This window comes from Dichotomicrobium thermohalophilum (assembly GCF_003550175.1).
GTDB lineage: Bacteria > Pseudomonadota > Alphaproteobacteria > Rhizobiales > Rhodomicrobiaceae > Dichotomicrobium > Dichotomicrobium thermohalophilum.
Window position 1 is genome coordinate 147,911 of record NZ_QXDF01000003.1, and the last position, 17,765, is coordinate 165,675.

Annotated in this window: 13 protein-coding genes; 5 read left to right on the forward strand and 8 right to left on the reverse strand. The window is 62.8% G+C overall.

Annotated features, from left to right (window positions below; all coding sequences use genetic code 11):
* Positions 1–28 precede the first annotated feature (28 nt).
* Entirely contained in the window at positions 29–1,528 is a 1,500-nt protein-coding gene (locus BXY53_RS12445; RefSeq protein ID WP_119062317.1) for a phosphomannomutase/phosphoglucomutase, read from the forward strand.
* Positions 1,529–1,534: 6 nt separating this feature from the next.
* On the opposite strand, the gene BXY53_RS12450 is transcribed toward BXY53_RS12445, so the two are convergent.
* Positions 1,535–2,302: an arginyltransferase gene (locus BXY53_RS12450; RefSeq protein WP_119062318.1), complete on the reverse strand. Its 768-nt coding sequence runs from the start codon at positions 2,300–2,302 to the stop codon at positions 1,535–1,537.
* A gap of 110 nt (positions 2,303–2,412) precedes the next feature.
* Positions 2,413–3,240, reverse strand: a complete 828-nt coding sequence (locus tag BXY53_RS12455) for an alpha/beta hydrolase (protein ID WP_119062319.1) — start codon at positions 3,238–3,240, stop codon at positions 2,413–2,415.
* 102 nt (positions 3,241–3,342) lie between these two features.
* On the opposite strand from BXY53_RS12455, the gene BXY53_RS12460 reads away from it, so the two are divergent.
* Together BXY53_RS12460 and parE are read left to right on the forward strand one after the other, a co-directional pair.
* Positions 3,343–4,566: a glycosyltransferase family 4 protein gene (locus tag BXY53_RS12460; protein WP_245410468.1), complete on the forward strand. Its 1,224-nt coding sequence runs from the start codon at positions 3,343–3,345 to the stop codon at positions 4,564–4,566.
* 425 nt (positions 4,567–4,991) lie between these two features.
* Complete coding sequence (parE, locus tag BXY53_RS12465) at positions 4,992–6,995, forward strand: DNA topoisomerase IV subunit B (RefSeq protein WP_119062320.1); 2,004 nt, start codon at positions 4,992–4,994, stop codon at positions 6,993–6,995.
* A 6-nt stretch (positions 6,996–7,001) separates the two neighbouring features.
* Here parE and BXY53_RS12470 read toward each other — a convergent pair whose 3' ends face one another.
* Positions 7,002–8,198 (reverse strand): DUF3644 domain-containing protein, encoded by a 1,197-nt coding sequence (locus BXY53_RS12470; RefSeq protein WP_119062321.1) that lies wholly within the window; start codon positions 8,196–8,198, stop codon positions 7,002–7,004.
* Positions 8,199–8,328: 130 nt separating this feature from the next.
* On the opposite strand from BXY53_RS12470, the gene parC reads away from it, so the two are divergent.
* Together parC and BXY53_RS12480 are read left to right on the forward strand one after the other, a co-directional pair.
* Positions 8,329–10,578 carry a DNA topoisomerase IV subunit A gene (parC, locus tag BXY53_RS12475; RefSeq protein ID WP_119062322.1) on the forward strand — a complete coding sequence of 750 codons (2,250 nt, stop codon included), beginning with the start codon at positions 8,329–8,331 and terminating at the stop codon, positions 10,576–10,578.
* A gap of 148 nt (positions 10,579–10,726) precedes the next feature.
* Positions 10,727–13,723 carry an N-6 DNA methylase gene (locus BXY53_RS12480; protein ID WP_170144449.1) on the forward strand — a complete coding sequence of 999 codons (2,997 nt, stop codon included), beginning with the start codon at positions 10,727–10,729 and terminating at the stop codon, positions 13,721–13,723.
* A gap of 418 nt (positions 13,724–14,141) precedes the next feature.
* On the opposite strand, the gene BXY53_RS12485 is transcribed toward BXY53_RS12480, so the two are convergent.
* The 5 genes from BXY53_RS12485 to lepB form a co-directional block, all read right to left on the reverse strand.
* The gene (locus BXY53_RS12485; protein ID WP_170144450.1) at positions 14,142–14,492 is read right to left on the reverse strand and encodes a BA14K family protein; all 351 of its coding nucleotides are present in this window, start codon (positions 14,490–14,492) and stop codon (positions 14,142–14,144) included.
* 115 nt (positions 14,493–14,607) lie between these two features.
* Positions 14,608–15,345: a DNA repair protein RecO gene (recO, locus tag BXY53_RS12490; RefSeq protein ID WP_119062325.1), complete on the reverse strand. Its 738-nt coding sequence runs from the start codon at positions 15,343–15,345 to the stop codon at positions 14,608–14,610.
* A 3-nt stretch (positions 15,346–15,348) separates the two neighbouring features.
* Positions 15,349–16,287 carry a GTPase Era gene (gene era / locus BXY53_RS12495; protein WP_245410469.1) on the reverse strand — a complete coding sequence of 313 codons (939 nt, stop codon included), beginning with the start codon at positions 16,285–16,287 and terminating at the stop codon, positions 15,349–15,351.
* Positions 16,280–16,984, reverse strand: a complete 705-nt coding sequence (rnc, locus tag BXY53_RS12500) for a ribonuclease III (protein WP_119062327.1) — start codon at positions 16,982–16,984, stop codon at positions 16,280–16,282. The genes era and rnc overlap by 8 nt, the downstream gene beginning before the upstream one ends.
* 5 nt (positions 16,985–16,989) lie before the next feature.
* Positions 16,990–17,748 (reverse strand): signal peptidase I, encoded by a 759-nt coding sequence (gene lepB / locus BXY53_RS12505; protein ID WP_119062328.1) that lies wholly within the window; start codon positions 17,746–17,748, stop codon positions 16,990–16,992.
* Positions 17,749–17,765 lie beyond the last annotated feature (17 nt).

Sequence of the window (17,765 nt, forward strand, 5' to 3'; positions counted from 1 at the left end):
CGTCGCCCGCGCAACCGACGGGAGCGACATGACCGCGAAGCCGCGCACCGATCTGACGCCGAACACCGCGGAGTTCGAGCAGTTCGCCTATGTCAAGCCGTCGGGTTTTCGTGAGTACGACGCGCGCTGGCGCTATCCCGAAGACATCAACCTGCCCGGCTTCCACGCCATCGGCGCGAGCCTGGCAACGCTCATGCGCCAGCGCGGCGTGCCGGCGCGAATCGTCGTCGGGCATGATTACCGCTCCTATTCCTGCGCCGTGAAACAGGCGCTGATCGCCGGACTGCTGTCGGGCGGCGCTGAGGTGCACGATATCGGGCTGGCGCTGTCGCCGATGGCCTATTTCGCCCAGTTCGCGCTTGAGGTCGAGGGTGTGGCGATGGTCACGGCGAGCCACAACCCCAACGGCTGGACCGGCATCAAGATCGGGATGCAGCGCCCGCTGACCTTCGGCCCGGACGAGATGGACGCGCTGCGCCGGATGGTGCTTGACGGTGAATATGAACTTCCGGGCGGCGGGCGCTACATGCGCGTGCCGGACATGGCGGAGCGGTACATCGCCGATCTGACCGACCGGCCAAAGCTGACGCGCCGGCCCAAGGTCGTCGTGGCCTGCGGCAACGGCACGGCGGGCTATTTTTCGCCGCGCGTGTTCGAGGCGGTGGGCTGCGAGGTCGTGCCGCTGGACTGCACGCTCGACTACACTTTCCCCCGCCACAACCCGAACCCGGAAGACATGGCGATGCTCCATGCCATGCGCGACGCGGTGCTGGAGCACGGGGCGGATGTGGCGCTCGGCTTCGACGGCGACGGCGACCGCTGCGGCTTCGTCGACAACGAGGGCAAGGAGATTTTCGCCGACCGGATGGGCCTGATGCTGGCGCGCGACATCTCTTACCAGCACAAGGGCGCGAAGTTCGTCGCTGACGTCAAATCAACCGGCCTGTTCCTGACCGATCCTGTCCTGAAGGCGAACCAAGCCACGACCGACTACTGGAAGACCGGCCACTCCTACATCAAGCGCTACAGCCACGAGGTCGGGGCGCTGGTCGGCTTCGAGAAATCCGGGCACTTTTTCTTCAACCCGCCGCTGGGCCGGGGCTATGACGACGGCCTGATCGCCGGGCTGGCGGTGTGCGAGATGCTCGACCGCAACCCGGACAAGAGCCTCGCCGATCTGCTGCGCGACCTGCCGCCCGCCTGGCAGTCGCCGACGATGTCGCCGCACTGCCCGGACGACAAGAAGTATGACGTGATCGACCGGGTGACCGCGCACTTCAAGCAGCTTTCCCGGAGCGGCGCGGAGCTGGCGGGGCAACCGATTCGCGATCTCATCACGGTCAACGGCGTGCGGATCGTGCTGGAGGACGGGACATGGGGCCTCGTGCGCGCTTCGTCGAACGAGCCGAAGCTGGTCGTGGTGGTCGAAAGCCCGACCAGCGAAGAGAACATGCGCGCGATCTTCGAGGCGATCGATTCGCACCTGCAGAGCTACGACGAGGTCGGCGAATATAACCAGCGTATCTGAGACCCGCTATTCCTCACCGTCTTCAGGCTCGTACAGCACCCAACCACGCGCGGTCAGATGCTCTTGCGGCTGAAAGCGCGTCTTGTAGGCCATCTTCGGCGAGTCCTTGATCCAGTAGCCCAGGTAAACGTAGGGCAAGCCTTCGCGCCGCGCCTGCTCGATGTGCTCAAGGATTATGAAGTTGCCGAGGCTCCGCCAGGACAGCTCCGGATCGAAGAAGCTGTAGACCAGCGACAGCCCGTCGCTCAGACGGTCGCACAACGCGACGGCGACCAGCGGCCAGTCCTGCGGATCGGCATCCGGGGCGGCGTCTTCCGGGCGCTGGCGGTACTCGCTCAGGAACGTGTCGATGACGCTGTCGCGCACCATCATCGAGTAATCCAGCGCGGACATATCGGCCATCCCGCCATCGGCGTGGCGCGTACCGACATAATCGCTGAACAGCGCATATTGCTCTGCAGTCGGGATCGCCGAGACGCGCTCCACATACAGGTCGTGGTTGCGTTTCCAGATACGCTTGTTGGTGCGTTTTCGTTCGAACTGATCAACGACGATCCGGACCGACACGCAGGCCGAGCAATTCTCGCAATAGGGGATGTAAGCGATGTTCTGGCTGCGCCTGAAGCCGTTGGTCAGCAGGTTATCAATGATCGCCGAGGATTTTCCCGGTACGAGATGGGTAAACAGTTTTCGCTCGCGCCGGTTCGGCAGGTATGGGCAGGGCTGTGGCGCCGTGATGTAGAACTCGGGAAATCGCCTGGCGTGCTTGGTCACGACTTGCTCCGCTTCGCGGCTGGGTCCTCGGCAGTATTCCCGCCTTGCCACCACTTTAAATGGAAACGGTAACGGAACAGTCCAAGGCGAATCAAGCGCGCTGGACAGCCTCAGGACTCCGTCAGGGTTTCAAGCACATGCCGCACCGCATTAAAGATCAGATGGATGTCCTGCGGCCGTGACAGGCGATGCTCGCCATCGCGGACCAGATGCAGGTGAGCGTCCTCCTGCACCAGTCGCTGAAAGAGCTCCAGCGAATCGCGCCACGGAACATCTTCGTCGTGCATCCCCTGAATGATTCGCACCGGCGCGCCCACGTCGATCGGAGTGTCTGAAGGGATCAGATACCGTTTGCCCTCCTCGATCAGCTTGCGGGTGATGGGATAGCCGGCTGGATCATAGTCGGACGGGCGAATCACCTCGCCGTCGCGTTCGAGCGCCGCGCGTTGTTCGTCGGTCATCTCGTTGTAGATGCGCTCGGTCATGTTCCAGGCCGGCGCGATCAGCACCAGCCCGATCGCCCGCTTGGCGCGTTCGGGATCTTCCTTCATCAACTGACGCATCAGCAGCATGGCGATCCAGCCGCCCATGCTGGAGCCCACCATCACGAAGCGCGCCGGATCGGCCCACTCTAGGACCGCCCGCGCCTGCGCGAGCCAGTCGCCAATGGTGCCGTCTTCAAAGCGGCCGCCCGACTCGCCGTGGCCGGAATAATCGAGGCTCAGGAAACCGTAATCGTGCCAGCCGCACCACTCCGCCAGACTCATCGCCTTGCCGCCGCGCATGTCGGACTTGAAACCGCTCAGCCACATGATGGTGGGGCGGTACGGGCCGGAGCCACGGTGCCAGATGGTGGCGATGTCGGTCGTGTTGCCGCTGGCATCCGTCACTGGGAGCGTCTGCGAAGGCAGGCGGAATTGATTGTTCTCGGTGCTCATTCTAAGGTCCCCACTCGTTTCCGGCTCGAGCCGACAAACATCATATATCTGCGCGGTGGTTCAAGCGTGAGCGGCAAGCCCTCACCCACAGTACTTCAAGTCGTGCCTGAACTCGACACCGGGGGCGCCGAGGCGTCCGCGATCGAGATGGTCGAAGCGGTGACGCGCACGGGCGGGCGGTGTCTTGTGGCCTCGCAGGGCGGACGCCTGGAGGAGACGCTGGCGCGGGCGGGCGGCGAGCTTTGCCCCTTGCCGCTCGCCACCAAGAACCCCGTGCGCATGGCGGCGAACATCGCGGCGCTGCGCGGTCTGATCCGGGCGCGCGGCGTCGATCTGGTCCATGCCCGCAGCCGCGCCCCGGCCTGGAGCGCGCTGGCGGCGGCCCGGCTAGCCGGGGTGCCATTCGTGACAACCTATCACGGCGCCTATAACCAGAAATCGCGGGCCAAGAGCTTTTACAACTCTGTCATGGCGCGCGGCGACGTCGTCATCGCCAATTCGCGCTACACCGCCGATCTGCTCATGCGCCGGCATGGGACGCAGCCGGAACAGGTGCGCGTGATCTATCGCGGAGTGGATGTCGAACGGTTCGCACCGGACGCCGTTTCGCCCGAGCGGGTCGCGGCGCTGCGCGCGGCCTGGGGCGTCGCGCCGGAAACGCGGATCGTGCTGCAGGTCGCCCGCCTCACCCGCTGGAAGGGGCAGGACATCGTCATCGCCGCGGCCGCGCGCGTCTTGAAGCAAGCCGATATGGGCGACGTGGCCGTTGTGCTCGCGGGCGATGCGCAGGGGCGGCACGAATATGAACGCCAACTCCGCGAGCTGATCGCCGCGAACGGACTGGACGGCCGGATCAAACTGGTCGGCCACGTTTCGGACGTGCCTGCCGCCTGCCGCGCGGCCGAGATCGTCGTGGTCGCCTCACGCGAGGCCGAAGCCTTCGGACGCGCCTCGGCGGAAGCGCAGGCGGCCGAAAAACCGGTCATCGTCGCGGAGCGCGGTGCGTTGCCGGAGACGCTGGTGCCGATGCGCTGTTCGGGGGACGAGGGCACGGGTTGGCTGGTCGCGCCCGACGACCCGGATGCCCTCGCTGCCTGCCTCGAAAACGCGCTGCGCCTCCCGCCCGAGACCTTGGCGCGAATAGGCGCGCGCGGCCGGGCGCATGTCACGGCACGCTTCACGACGCAGGCGATGCAGTCTGCCACGCTGGACGTCTACGACACGCTCCTCGGTTCGCGGCTCGCGGAAACATTCCGTGACGAGACGTCCTCAAATCCGCTTCAGCCGTGTGAGCATGTGTCGAAGGACACTCCCGCATTTACCTGACCCGTAAAAAATGCAATTTTTTCAAAATTGCCCGCTTTCTTCTCACACAGAATTGATTATGACTGGAGTCAGGAGCCGTCGGCGGCTGTCACTGCGTTGAGACGAGGCCGATGGGTCTGTAGGGTTTTACGAACAGCGGCGATGGGGCGCTCTGGTTCCTTGCCGCGCCAGACAGCGCATTCCGGTGCAGCCGTTCGTGAATCCTGTTGACGAGGTCTGAACTCCGCGCCGGGCCGTTACACGGCTCCGGCGCCTTTTTTGGGCTGCCTTCCGCCCCGAATAACAAAGTGAAACCTGCCCACAGCCCGCCCAGCGGCACTTGCGGGCTTGAGGTTCCCGTGCGAGCAAGACGGCGAGGGATTCGCGCCGCTGCGCGCGCGAATCGGGCAGAATGGGCCAAGCCAAACAGCGACCGACAGCCAGATATGACATCATCCAACGATCTGTTCGCCGCCGCGCCGCAGGGCAACCAGAACACAAAGGCGCGCGTCAACAAGGACGGCTCCTATACCGCCGCCGACATCGAAATTCTCGAAGGTCTCGAGCCGGTGCGCCGCCGGCCCGGCATGTATATCGGCGGGACGGACGAGAAGGCGCTGCACCACCTCTTCGCCGAGGTGATAGACAACGCGATGGACGAGGCGGTGGAGGGCCACGCCACGCGCATCACGGTCGAGCTGGAGGCCGACGGCTTCCTGACCGTGCGCGACGACGGGCGCGGCATACCCGTAGACCCGCACCCGAAGTTCACCGACAAGTCGGCGCTGGAGGTGATCCTCACGACGCTGCACTCCGGCGGCAAGTTCAACTCGAAGGTCTACGCGACCTCGGGCGGCCTGCACGGCGTGGGCGTGTCGGTGGTCAATGCGCTCTCTGCGCGGCTGGAGGTGGAGGTCGCGCGGGACGGCGCGCTGTGGCGGCAGGTCTATGAGCGCGGGCAGCCCGTCACGGCGCTGGAGCGCGTCGGCCCGACGCGCGGGCGGCGCGGCACCGCGATGCGCTTCCTGCCTGACCCGGAGATTTTCGGCGAGGGCGCGGCCTTCCGCGCGGCGCGCATCTTCCGCATGAGCCGGGCGAAGGCATATCTGTTCGGCGGCGTGAAGATCGGCTGGTCCTGCGACCCGGAGCTGATCGGCGCAAATGACGACATCCCGGCGGAGGCCGAGTTTCACTTCCCTGGCGGGCTGGCCGACTTCCTCGCCGAGCGAACGGCCGGGGCGACGACCGTCACCCCTGCGCCATTCGCCGGCAAGCACAAGGCGGAAACCGGCCACGGCACGGTCGAATGGGCGATCACCTGGCTGGGCGACCGCGACGCCTTCATGAGCTCATATTGCAACACCGTCCCGACGCCCGAGGGCGGCACGCATGAAACCGGCCTGCGCGCCGCGCTGTCGAAGGGCCTGCGCGCCTATGGCGAGATGGTCGGCAACAAGAAGGCCGCGCAGATCACCGCCGAGGACGTGATGGCCGCCGCCGGCGCGATGCTCTCGGTGTTCATCCGCGAGCCGGAGTTCCAGGGCCAGACCAAGGAGAAGCTCGCCAGCCAGTCCGCCGCGCGGATCGTCGAGCAGGCGGTGCGCGACGAGTTCGACCACTGGCTGACGGCCAGCCCCGCGCAAGCCTCGCGCCTTCTGGAGTTCGTCATCGAGCGCGCGGAGGAGCGGCTGCGGCGCAAGCGCGAGAAGGAGGTGAACCGCAAGGCCGCGACGCGCAAGCTGCGCCTGCCCGGCAAGCTGGCCGACTGCTCGCAGAACACGGCGGCGGGCAGCGAAATCTTCATCGTCGAGGGCGATTCGGCCGGCGGCTCGGCCAAGCAGGCGCGTGACCGGCGCACGCAGGCGGTGCTGCCGCTGCGCGGCAAGATCCTTAACGTGGCGAACGCCTCATCCGCCAAGCTGGCGCAGAACCAGCTTCTGTCCGACCTCGTGCTGGCGCTGGGCTGCGGGACGGGCAGCGCCTTCCGCGCGGACGACCTGCGCTATGAGCGGGTGATCGTGATGACGGACGCGGATGTGGACGGCGCGCATATCGCCTCGCTGCTGATGACCTTCTTCTACACGCAGATGCGCCCGCTGATCGAGGGCGGGCATCTGTACCTTGCGGTGCCGCCGCTCTACCGGCTGACGCAGGGCGGCAAGACGCTTTATGCGCGCGACGACGCGCACAAGGACGCGCTGCTGGAAAGCGAATTCACCGGCAAGGGCAAGGTGGAGATCGCGCGGTTCAAGGGTCTGGGCGAGATGATGCCCGCGCAGCTCAAGGAGACGACGATGGACCCGGCGACGCGGAGCCTGTTGCGCGTGGCGATCGAAGAGGATGACGGCGCGACGGCCGGCGTGGTCGACCGGCTGATGGGCACGAAGCCGGAGGCGCGGTTCGCGTTTATCCAGGAGCGCGCGCCCTATGCGGACGGGCTGGATATTTGATGGACTTTAATTCGACTCTGTAAAATTTTTTAATTGATTATAACCTGAATCGGTAGCAATCTCAGCAACAAGGAAATCTATCCAAGCGTCAGAATATGAGTACGATTTGTATAGCGAATTGTAAGTACAATAATCCGGATCCGTTTGATCAGGATTGGGAGATCCTGAAGGCGGTCTCACGCGGTATTTTTTCCAAGCCTTTGTGTGAAGGTGCAAGCTGAAGTGTCGCCCTGATCGTTCAGCAACAAGCGCAGCCGCATGACTAGGTTTATACGGATAGAGTTGGTCTGAAGGCTTATGCTTTACAAGAACGTGCCGTATCTCTTTTCCTTCTTCGCTGTTGGGATTGATAAATCTAATATGCGCTTGGCTTTTCGGCGCACTTTCCAAAGTATACACGACCCTAAATCTATATTCGAGGTCATTAATTTCTTCTTCGCTGCGTCTTCCGGTCAGCTCAGAGTCCAGCGAGCTAATATGACTAGGAATATCAAAATCCTGAACCACCGAAATTTGCTCAATATCTAACTTAGCAAATTGCAATGCAAAATCAAGATCATTTCGGAGTGAGCACGACTCTCCAAATAACTCCCGTATTGAATTATCAAAATTTAAACAACACGCTTGAAATAAAGGAAAAAACTTTTTGTCGGCTCTTGCAAAAAGCTTGTGCTCCACAGCATCCCGAATTTCAATCATATCTTCAAGGTTATGAATCACCCCTTTTCGGAGGGGGCAGTCATTCCGACGCAACATGTATGATAGACTGAATGTTTTTCCTTGCTTGTTTACGATATTGATGTTTGACCGAACATAATACTCGTGTAGGAGGTATGTCCAGGCGATTATAGCCATTACGCAGAATGTCTCGGTCTTGAATTTTACGCTCGGGTTGTTAAAAACTTGGACAGCCACATACATCGCCTCTCGCGATCGTATCAGGCGCTCGTCATCAAACAGATTTAACCCAGTAATTGGATCATACGATCTCTTTTTTTCCTTAAATAGCTCAACGGTATTATCGGAGGCCAATGGAATCGTATCATCTTGTTTCACCTCCGTGATTCTCGCGAAGTTGACAGTCGCTTTCCGTCCATTGTTCACGAGAGCATGGATATCTTGATTTCTCCAGCCGTCAGCTAACAGTGATTTGACTATCGATTTTTCTTCGTCTGTGAGCGATCCCGTGGTGTCGTTGGGCATGGCATCATTTTATATAGGGTTGTTGAAGGGTGGGAGGCAAAATAAATACTCAGATTCGGATCGCCAATAAAGAGGTTTGTCAAGCGTGGATGCGCTTGCCACCCCACCGCGACTCCGCTAACCAAAACCCATGAACCAGACACCACCGCCCTCCGACGCCACGCCCGACCCCACCCCGGTCAACCTGCGCGACGCGCTGGAAGAGCGCTACCTGTCCTACGCGCTTTCCACCATCATGCACCGCGCGCTGCCCGACGTGCGCGACGGGCTGAAACCCGTTCACCGCCGCCTGCTCTACGCCATGCGCCAGCTCCGGCTCGATCCGGATGCCGGCTTCAAGAAATGCGCGCGCGTGGTCGGCGACGTCATCGGTAAATACCACCCCCACGGCGACCAGGCGGTCTATGACGCGCTGGTGCGCCTCGCGCAGAACTTCGCGGTGCGCTATCCGCTGGTCGACGGCCAGGGCAATTTCGGCAATGTCGACGGCGATAACGCCGCGGCCATGCGCTACACCGAGGCGCGGCTGACCGAGGCGGCCCGCGCGCTGCTCGACGGCATCGACGAGGACACGGTCGATTTCCGCGACACCTATGACGGCGAGGACAGCGAGCCGGTGGTGCTGCCCGCCGCGCTGCCGAACCTGCTGGCCAATGGCGCGGCGGGGATCGCGGTCGGCATGGCGACGAACATCCCGCCGCATAACCTCGATGAGCTTTGCGCCGCGGCGCAGGCGCTGATTGCGCGGCCCGACATCACGGCGGCCGAGCTTGCCGACATCGTCCCCGGCCCGGACTTCCCCACCGGCGGCGTGATCGTGGAGGACCGCGCGTCGATCGGGGACGCCTACGCCACCGGGCGCGGGGGTTTTCGCGTGCGGGCGCGCTGGCACCGGGAGGATACCGGGCGCGGGCAGTGGCAGATCGTCGTCACCGAAATCCCGTACCAGGTGCAGAAATCCCGCCTGATCGAGAAGATCGCCGAGCTGCTCACCGCGAAAAAGCTGCCGCTCTTGGCCGATGTGCGTGACGAGTCGACCGAGGACATCCGCATCGTGCTGGAGCCGCGGTCCCGAACGGTGGAGCCCGACCTGCTGATGGAGCAGCTGTTCCGCCTGACCGATCTGGAATCGCGTATCCCGCTCAACATGAACGTCTTGAGCGGCGGGCAGGTGCCACGCGTGCTGTCTTTGCGGGAGGTGCTGAACGAGTGGCTGGCGCACCGCAAGGAGGTGCTGGTCCGGCGCTCGCGCCACCGGCTGGCGAAGATCGAGCACCGGCTGGAGGTGCTGGGCGGTTATCTCGTCGCCTATCTCAACATCGACGAGGTCATCCACATCATCCGGGAGGAGGACCACCCCAAGGCGGTGATGATGGAGCGCTTCGACCTGACCGAGGTGCAGGCCGAGGCGATCCTGAACATGCGGCTGCGCGCGCTGCGCAAGCTCGAAGAGATCGAAATCCGCAAGGAGCACGACACCCTCACCGCCGAGAAGGGCGAGATTGAAGCGCTTTTGGCCTCCGACGACAAGCAGTGGGCGCGCATCTCGGACGAGATCGGCGAGGTCCGCGCGCGCTTCGGCAAGGACACCGAGGTCGGCCGCCGCCGCACCGACTTTGGCGATGTGCCGCAGATCGAGGTCAACCTGGACGAGGCGCTGATCGAGCGCGAACCGATCACCGTCATCCTGTCGGAAAAGGGCTGGATCCGCGCGCTGAAAGGCCACGGTAACGACCTGGACAAGCTGCAATTCAAGACCGGCGACAAGCTGCTGCGCGCGCTCAAGGCGCAGACGACCGACAAGCTCATCCTGTTCGCCACCAACGGCAAGTTTTACACGCTCAGCGCAAGCGACCTGCCCGGCGGGCGCGGCGCCGGCGAGCCGGTGCGGCTGATGGTCGATCTGGAGGAAGACGCCGGGATCGTCGAGCTGCTGGTCCACGACCCGAACCGCAAGCTGCTTATCGCCTCGAACGCGGGCAACGGCTTCATCGTGAGCGAGAGCGAGGTCTACGCCGCCACGCGCAAGGGCAAGCAGGCGCTCAACCTCGGGAAGGGCGAACGGGCGGTCGTCTGCACCCCGGCGGACGGCGACAGCGTCGCGGTGGTCGGCGACAACCGTAAGCTGCTGGTGTTCGGGCTGGATGAGGTCAACGAGATGACGCGCGGGCGCGGCGTCCGGCTTCAGCGTTATCGCGGCGGGGCCTTGAGCGATGCGCGCGTGTTCACCCGCGCCGAGGGCCTGCAATGGACCGACAGCGCCGGGCGCACGCGCACCGTCACCGATCTGGCCGAATGGACCGGCAGCCGCGCCAGCGCCGGCAAGCCCGTCCCACGCGGCTTCCCGAAATCCGGCCGCTTCGACGACACGCCGTCATAGTGTGCTTTGCCCTGAGACATTAAATTTGTCGGGTCGCTTCATCGATTCGAAGCGGCTATATTCGTTTGCTCGTTGGTTACCAAAAGCTTTTTAAGCCCAACTCTCATAAAATGTATTGGGCGAGGGCGATCGTGATAGAGGCTTCATTGTGAGCAACGAACGCATCGACAGCCTTCTACAGGATCTCGCGCGCAAGCCCGGCCATGACGAGGTCAAATCCTCGATCCGGGAACTTTTGGTTGCCGAATTCAAGGCAGATCGGGTCGACGTTTATTTTGAAGAACCGGTCCCAGAGGTGCGTGGCCGTATTGATGCGGTCCTGGGGCGCACGATTTTCGAGGTAAAGTCTGACCTCGGCCGCGAGCGCGCAGATGCAGAGCGCCGTGTGCCGGATTATCTCGCTGGGCGGGAGGGTGACACCGGCGAGCGCTATGTCGCCGTCGTAACCGACGGTCTTGACTGGATTGCTTACGAACTGCGTGCAGGTATTTTGGTAACGCTAAAGGAGTGGCGTCTCGATCCTTCCTGTCCTGGACAGTTTCTGGGCCATTTAAAGGGGACCTTGGCTGTAGGTTCAGAGCTTGCCCCCGACGCCGAAACGATCCGCTTGCAGCTCGGGGCCGAGAGTGTCGCATTTAAGCGCGCATTGGCCGATCTCTCCGATGCTTGGGAGAAGGTAGCGGATCGCCCCACCGCGGCACTAAAGCGTCAGCTCTGGCAGCAGCTCCTTCGCCTCGTCTATGGTAACGATATCGAGGATGAGGCATTATGGTTTCAGCATACATTCCTCGTCATCGTCGCCAAGGCGATCGCAGCTAAGGTTCTTGAACTACCCACTTCCAAACCGGACGACCTTCTTTCTGGCCAGCAGTTCGTCGCTCACGGCGTTAACGGCGCCGTAGAAAGCGATTTTTTCGACTGGATACTGGAAGCGCCCGGCGGTCCCGATTTGGTACAGCGGATCGTGCGACACGTCGCCCGTTTCCGCTTGGTCGATGTCGACACTGACGTTCTCAAGGTGCTCTATGAATCGCTGATAGACCGGGCGCAGCGGCATGGCCTTGGCGAATACTATACGCCCGACTGGCTCGCCAAGAAGGTCGTTCGGCACACGGTGAGTGATCCCCTCAATCAGCGTGTGCTCGATCCCGCGTGCGGTTCGGGAACCTTCCTGTTCCATGCGGTAAAGAGGTTCCTTTCCGTCGCTGCGGAGGAGGGGATCCCGGAGCCGGAGCGGGCGGCCCGCGCCACTACGCTTGTCGCCGGAATGGACATCCACCCAGTCGCGGCGATCATCGCTCGCGTTACCTACCTCCTGGCGCTCGGTCCTGTTCTCGGGAGCCGTGCAGCTAGCATCTCTATTCCTGTCTATGTCGGCGATGCCCTGCAACTCTCGGTCAAGCACATGCTTGCGGGCGAGGAACTGATCGTTTCCGTTCCTGCGCCCCCTGCGAAGGAACCTCGGGGACAGGTGGCGACTGGCGAGAAGGCGCTCCGCTTCCCGCAAGTGGTCTGCCGCGATCCCGCTCTGCTCGATAGTGTTGTTCAACGTATGCAGGATCACTCGGAACAGGGCCGTGGAGTAAAGGCATTCGTAGCTGCCGTCCGCTCTTTGGGCATCGCGGACGAAGGGGTGCTGGCCGATCTTGCTGAAACCTATAGACTTTATGACGAATTACGCCGTACCGACCGCAATTCGATCTGGGCTTACGTAGCCCGCAATCTGAGCCGCCCGCTATATCTCTCCGCAGACACCCGTAAAGCGGACGTTATCGTGGGCAACCCGCCCTGGCTCGCGTTTCGGCACATGAATAAAGACCTGCAAAACAGGTTTCGCGAACTTTCCAGAGGCGAACGGGTTTATGTCGGCGGCAAGCTCGCCGCCCAGAACGATCTTTCCGCGCTGTTCTTCGCCCGTGCTGTGGCACTGTATTTGAAGCGGGATGGACGTATCGCATTCGTGATGCCGATGGCGGCGCTGACTCGGGGCCAGTTCGAAGCGTTCCGCAACGGGTCTTTCGGGTCCTCCAAGGTTGCCTTCGACGAGGCATGGACTTTCGACGACTCCGTTGAGCCTCTGTTTCCTGTGCCGTCCTGCGTTGTGTTCGCCCGCCGCGAACACGCGCTCGCAAAGGCCATGCCGGATCGGGTAACGGCGTTTTCCGGGCGTCTGCCGAAGCGCGATGCATCTGAGGAGATGGCGGACCTTCACCTCACCATTACCGAGAATGCTCCGGCGCTGGAAACCGCGCAGTACGAAGGAGGATCGGCTTACAGGTCCGCCTTCCGGCAAGGAGCGACATTGGTGCCGCGTATGCTTTGCCTTGTCGAACGAGCGCCCGTAAGCCGGCTTGGCGGCAACCCTGCCGCCCCGCTGGTTCGGAGCTGGCGTTCGCGCCAGGAAAAGGAGCCTTGGAAGTCTCTCCAAGGCCTTGAAGGCAATGTCGAGGCCGAGTTTCTGCGGCCGGTCTATCTTGGCGAATCGATCGCGCCTTTTCGCGTGCTCAGGGCATTCGAGGGCGTCATTCCAACCGATCAAAACGGCAATGTGCTGGACGCAGCCGGCGCATCGCGGCGGGGCTTGGTGCATCTCGCCTCGTGGATGGAGAACGCGGAGGCCGCCTGGAATGCCAATAAGACCAGCGACATGTTCCTCGTCGACCGCTGGAATTATCACAACGAACTAGGCGCACAGTTTCCTGTCCCATCTCTGCGGGTCGCATATGCGACCTCCGGCAAGATTCCCGCGGCAGTAGTGTTGGCTGACAGCTCAGCCATTGTCGAAAGTGGAGTATACTGGGCTAAACTCGAATCACTCGATGAAGCCCGCTATATCACCACCGTTCTCAACAGTGAGACCGCACGTATGCGCATCGCTGACTTCCAAGCCAGAGGGCAATGGGGTGCCCGCCACTTCCATAAGGTCATGTTCAACCTTCCCATACCTCGGTTTGCGGCCCAGAATCCGCTACATGGTGACCTTGCCGCGGCCGGTGCGGAGGCGGAACAGGTGGCCGCCGCCATCGATATCCCTAAGACCGTCGGTTTCCAGAAGGCTCGCGAAGTGATCCGCACTGCTCTCGCGGAGGCTGGTCTTTCCCAACAAATCGATGACCTTGTCACGCGGCTGCTGGACGGATCGTAAGGATTTGAAGCGCCGGGCGCACGCGCACCGTCACCGATCTGGCCGAATGGACCGGCAGCCGCGCCAGCGCCGGCAAGCCCGTCCCACGCGGCTTCCCGAAATCCGGCCGCTTCGACGACACCGCCGCGCAATAAAAAACGCGGCTGGAAGCCCCAGCCGCGCTTATCCGTTACTCGTCAGCTTCACCGTTGGCCACAATGTCCAACAGGTGGCAAAAGCTCATCTTTTCGTCATTGCCGGACTTGCATGTGCTCGGGCCTGACCCGAGTAATCCGGCAATCCAGAAACAAGAGGTTGCCCTTGCGATTGGATCACCGGGTCAAGCCCGGTGATGACGCTGGACTGCGCTTTCCCGCGTCAAGCCCGAGCACAGGTAAGCACAGGCGTGACCTGATGCTGACCGATCAAAACAGCGCGCTTAGCGCAGATACGGGCAAACGCGGCGATGACCGCTATAGGTCGTGTACATGCCGGTATCCCACTCGAACGAGCGAAACTCCCGGTCGCATTTGCGCCAACGCCATTCCTCGTTGCGGATTTCCCGGGCGCGCTCCTCGGCGATGCCCTGCGCGATCAGCGAGCCGATCACGCCGACGGCCACGCCCGCGCCGAAATCCCCGGCGTCGGCCACGCGAACACCATCGGCCTGCGACGTGATGCCCGCCGGCAGGTTGGACACCGGCGCCTCCACCTGCGCCGCCGAAGCCGCGCCGGCCAGACCGGCCGCGACCATCAGCCCGGCGCACACTGAACTGACAGATTTCATCATCTCGCTTCCCTCTTCTTGGCAGTCACCTATTCCTCGGCAATTCTCAAATTGGAACATAACACAAACGCGGTAGGGAAAAAACGCGGCGAGGCCGAGTGGTCAAGCGAAAATTGCCTCACCCTTGCGCAGGCGAGGCCGCCTTCTCAAGCTGGCGTAGCAGCCGGATTCGCTCGTCGGGCAGGCGCATCTCGTTTGGCGCAAGCACCCATTTTTCGAGGAAGTAGCTGGTCAGCCGCAAGCCGTCACAGATGTCCGCATCGGATGGTGCTTTGTCGTCGCCCGCGAGAAACGGCGGCAGCGGCAACAGCTTGTCATGATACGGGGCGCCCGCCCCGGCGCTGACCGCGCGGCCCGACTTCGGCGAGATATAGCGCAGCTCTGCCCGCGCCCCCGTCGCTGCGCAGCGGCCCAGGTCAAGGCCGAAGCCCAACTCCCCGATCAGCGCCAGCTCCCAAGTCACGAGCAGCGCAGGCCACAGGTTCCGTTCCGGCAACGCCGCCATGAGTTCGCGCAGGCTTTCATAGACCTCAGGATGCGGATCCCGTTCGGGCAGAAGCCGCGCCAGGTAACACGCTGAACTCAGCGCGAGCAGCGCCAGCCGGTCGCTCATCGCCTGCGCCGCATAAGACGTTTCGGCCTCGACCGTCATCGCGCCCAACTGGTCGGGCAGCCGCGCCCGCCAGAGCGCGCGCACTGCGTTGCCCGGCTGCAGCACCGGCCGCAGCCGCCGCGAGCGCCCGCCATGCACCAGGCCGAGATGCCGGCCATGCTCGCGCGTCAACAGTTCCGCAATCGCCGCCGTCTCGCCGTGCGGCCTCACCGACAGCACGATGCCTTCATCCGTCCACTGCATGGCTTATCGCTTCGGAAATTCGAGCCCCATCGCGGCATACAGCGAGGGGTCTTCGGCCCAGTGCTCGCGCACCTTCACCTGAAGGAACAGATGCACGGGAACGCCGAGTTGTTCGCTCAACTCCTGTCGCGCCTGCATCGAGATCTGCTTGATCGTGCGCCCACCCGCGCCGAGCACGATCTTCCGCTGGCTTTCGCGGGCGACATAGATGATCTGCTCAATCCGGATCGAGCCATCCTTCAGATGCTTGAACTCGGTCGTCTCGACAGTGGATTCGTAGGGCAGTTCGTCGTGCAGGCGCAGAAAAACCTTCTCCCGCGTGACCTCCGCCGCCCAGACGCGCAGCGGCGCATCTGCAAGCTGATCTTCCGGGTAAAGCCACGGGCCGGGCGGCATCGCCTCGGCGAGATAGTCTCGCAGATCGGCAACACCGTCACCCGTCAGCGCCGAGATCATAAAGACCCGGTCGAAGTTCACCCGCGCGCTGAGTTGCGCCGTCATCTCCAGCAGACGGTCCTTGCGGACCCGGTCGATCTTGTTCAGCACAAGGAGCAGCGGTTGCTTGATCCCGGCCAGCCGCTCAATGATCGAATCGACCTGCTCGTCCACACCCTTCTGAGCATCCACGAGCAAGAGGACGACATCCGCCTCCAGCGCCTCGTGCCAGGCCGCTTCGACCATGGCCCGATCAAGCCGGCGGCGCGGACGGAAGATTCCCGGCGTGTCGACCAGGATGATCTGCGTGTTGCCCGCGATCAGAATGCCCCTCAACCGGGTTCGCGTGGTCTGGACCTTGTGCGTGACAATAGTGACCTTGGACCCGACGAGTTGATTGGTCAGGGTCGACTTTCCGGCATTCGGCGCGCCGATTATCGCGGCGAAACCGCAAGCGGTCTCACCCTCCTCGATGTTCGGGGTGTTCGCGTCCTGCGCCTCACTCACGCTTGCTCTCCGGCCAGACGCCCTCGCGCACGAGGATCTTCGTCGCTGCCGCCTCCTGTGCCGCCCGCTTGCTTGAACCCGTCCCCCGCGCCGGCTCATACCCCGAGACGCGCGCCTCCACGGTGAACTGCGGCGCATGATCGGGCCCGGTGCGCGCGACGTCATTATATTCCGGCAAGGGCAGCTTCATACCCTGCGCCCATTCCTGCAGCGCGGTCTTGGGGTCGATCGGCACCGGCCCCGGCTCGCTCAACCGCTGGCCCCATAGCCGATGTATGAGGTCGCGCGCCGCATCATATCCGCCGTCGAGAAATACCGCGCCGATCACCGATTCGCAGACATCCGCGAGGATCGCGGCCTTCTCGGCACCGCCGCTCGCCGCCTCGGCCTCACTCATGCGGACATGCGAGCCAAGGTCCAGTGACCGTGCGATCGCCGCACAGGTGTCGCGGTGCACCAACTCGTTGTAACGCCGCGCGAGCGCGCCTTCACTATCCTGCGGACACGTATTGTAGAGGCTTTCGGCCACGACCAGCCCCAGAACCCGGTCGCCCAGGAACTCGAGCCGCTGATAGTCCGCGCCGCTGGACGCCGTTTGCGCACTCGGATGCGTCAGCGCCAGCCGCAGGAGCCCGGCGTCAGCAAATTCATAGCCCAGCCTTCCGGGCAGCGTGTTTTGCCCTTTCAGTTCCGCCACCTGTTCTATTCGATCACCTGGAACAGCCGCGACCAGCGGATCACGAAGGGCCACTCCCAGAACTCGAACAGGCTGCCTTCAGGGCTTACCGAAAAGAAGGTGATTTCCGCCCGCCCGATCAGGTTTTCCGCCGGCACGAAGCCGACTCCCCGAGCACCGAAAAAGCGGCTGTCAGAGGAGTTGTCCCTATTGTCACCCATCATAAAGTAATGACCCTCGGGGACGACATACACATCGGTGTTATCGCCCGGGCGGTTGTCGTAGACGTCAAGCGTTTCGTAGGTGACGCCGTTGGGCAGCGTCTCGCGGTAGCGGCGCACCTCCCGCGTCCGCCCGCGACCCAGCTGCAAGGTGAAGTCAGACAGGCGCTCGCGCTTGACCGCCTCGCCGTTGATGTGCAGCACGCCGTCGATCATCTGGATGCGATCGCCCGGCAGACCGACGATGCGCTTGATGTAGTCGCTGTTGTTGTCGCGGGGCAGCTTGAAGACCGCTACGTCACCGCGTTCCGGCTTCCCCGCGAAAATGCGCCCGTCAAACGACGCCAGTCCAAAAGGGAATGAATACTGGCTGTATCCGTAGCTGAACTTGGAGACAAAAAGATAATCTCCAATCAACAGTGTCGGCTTCATGGAGCCGGACGGAATGTTGAAGGGCTGATACAGGAAAATACGCACGAGGAACGCCAGTAGCAGGGCGATGACGACGACGCGCACGGTCTCCCAGAATGTGCTCTTCTCGTCAGAGTTCGCGCCGACGCTCATACGTTCACTCCTGCTGC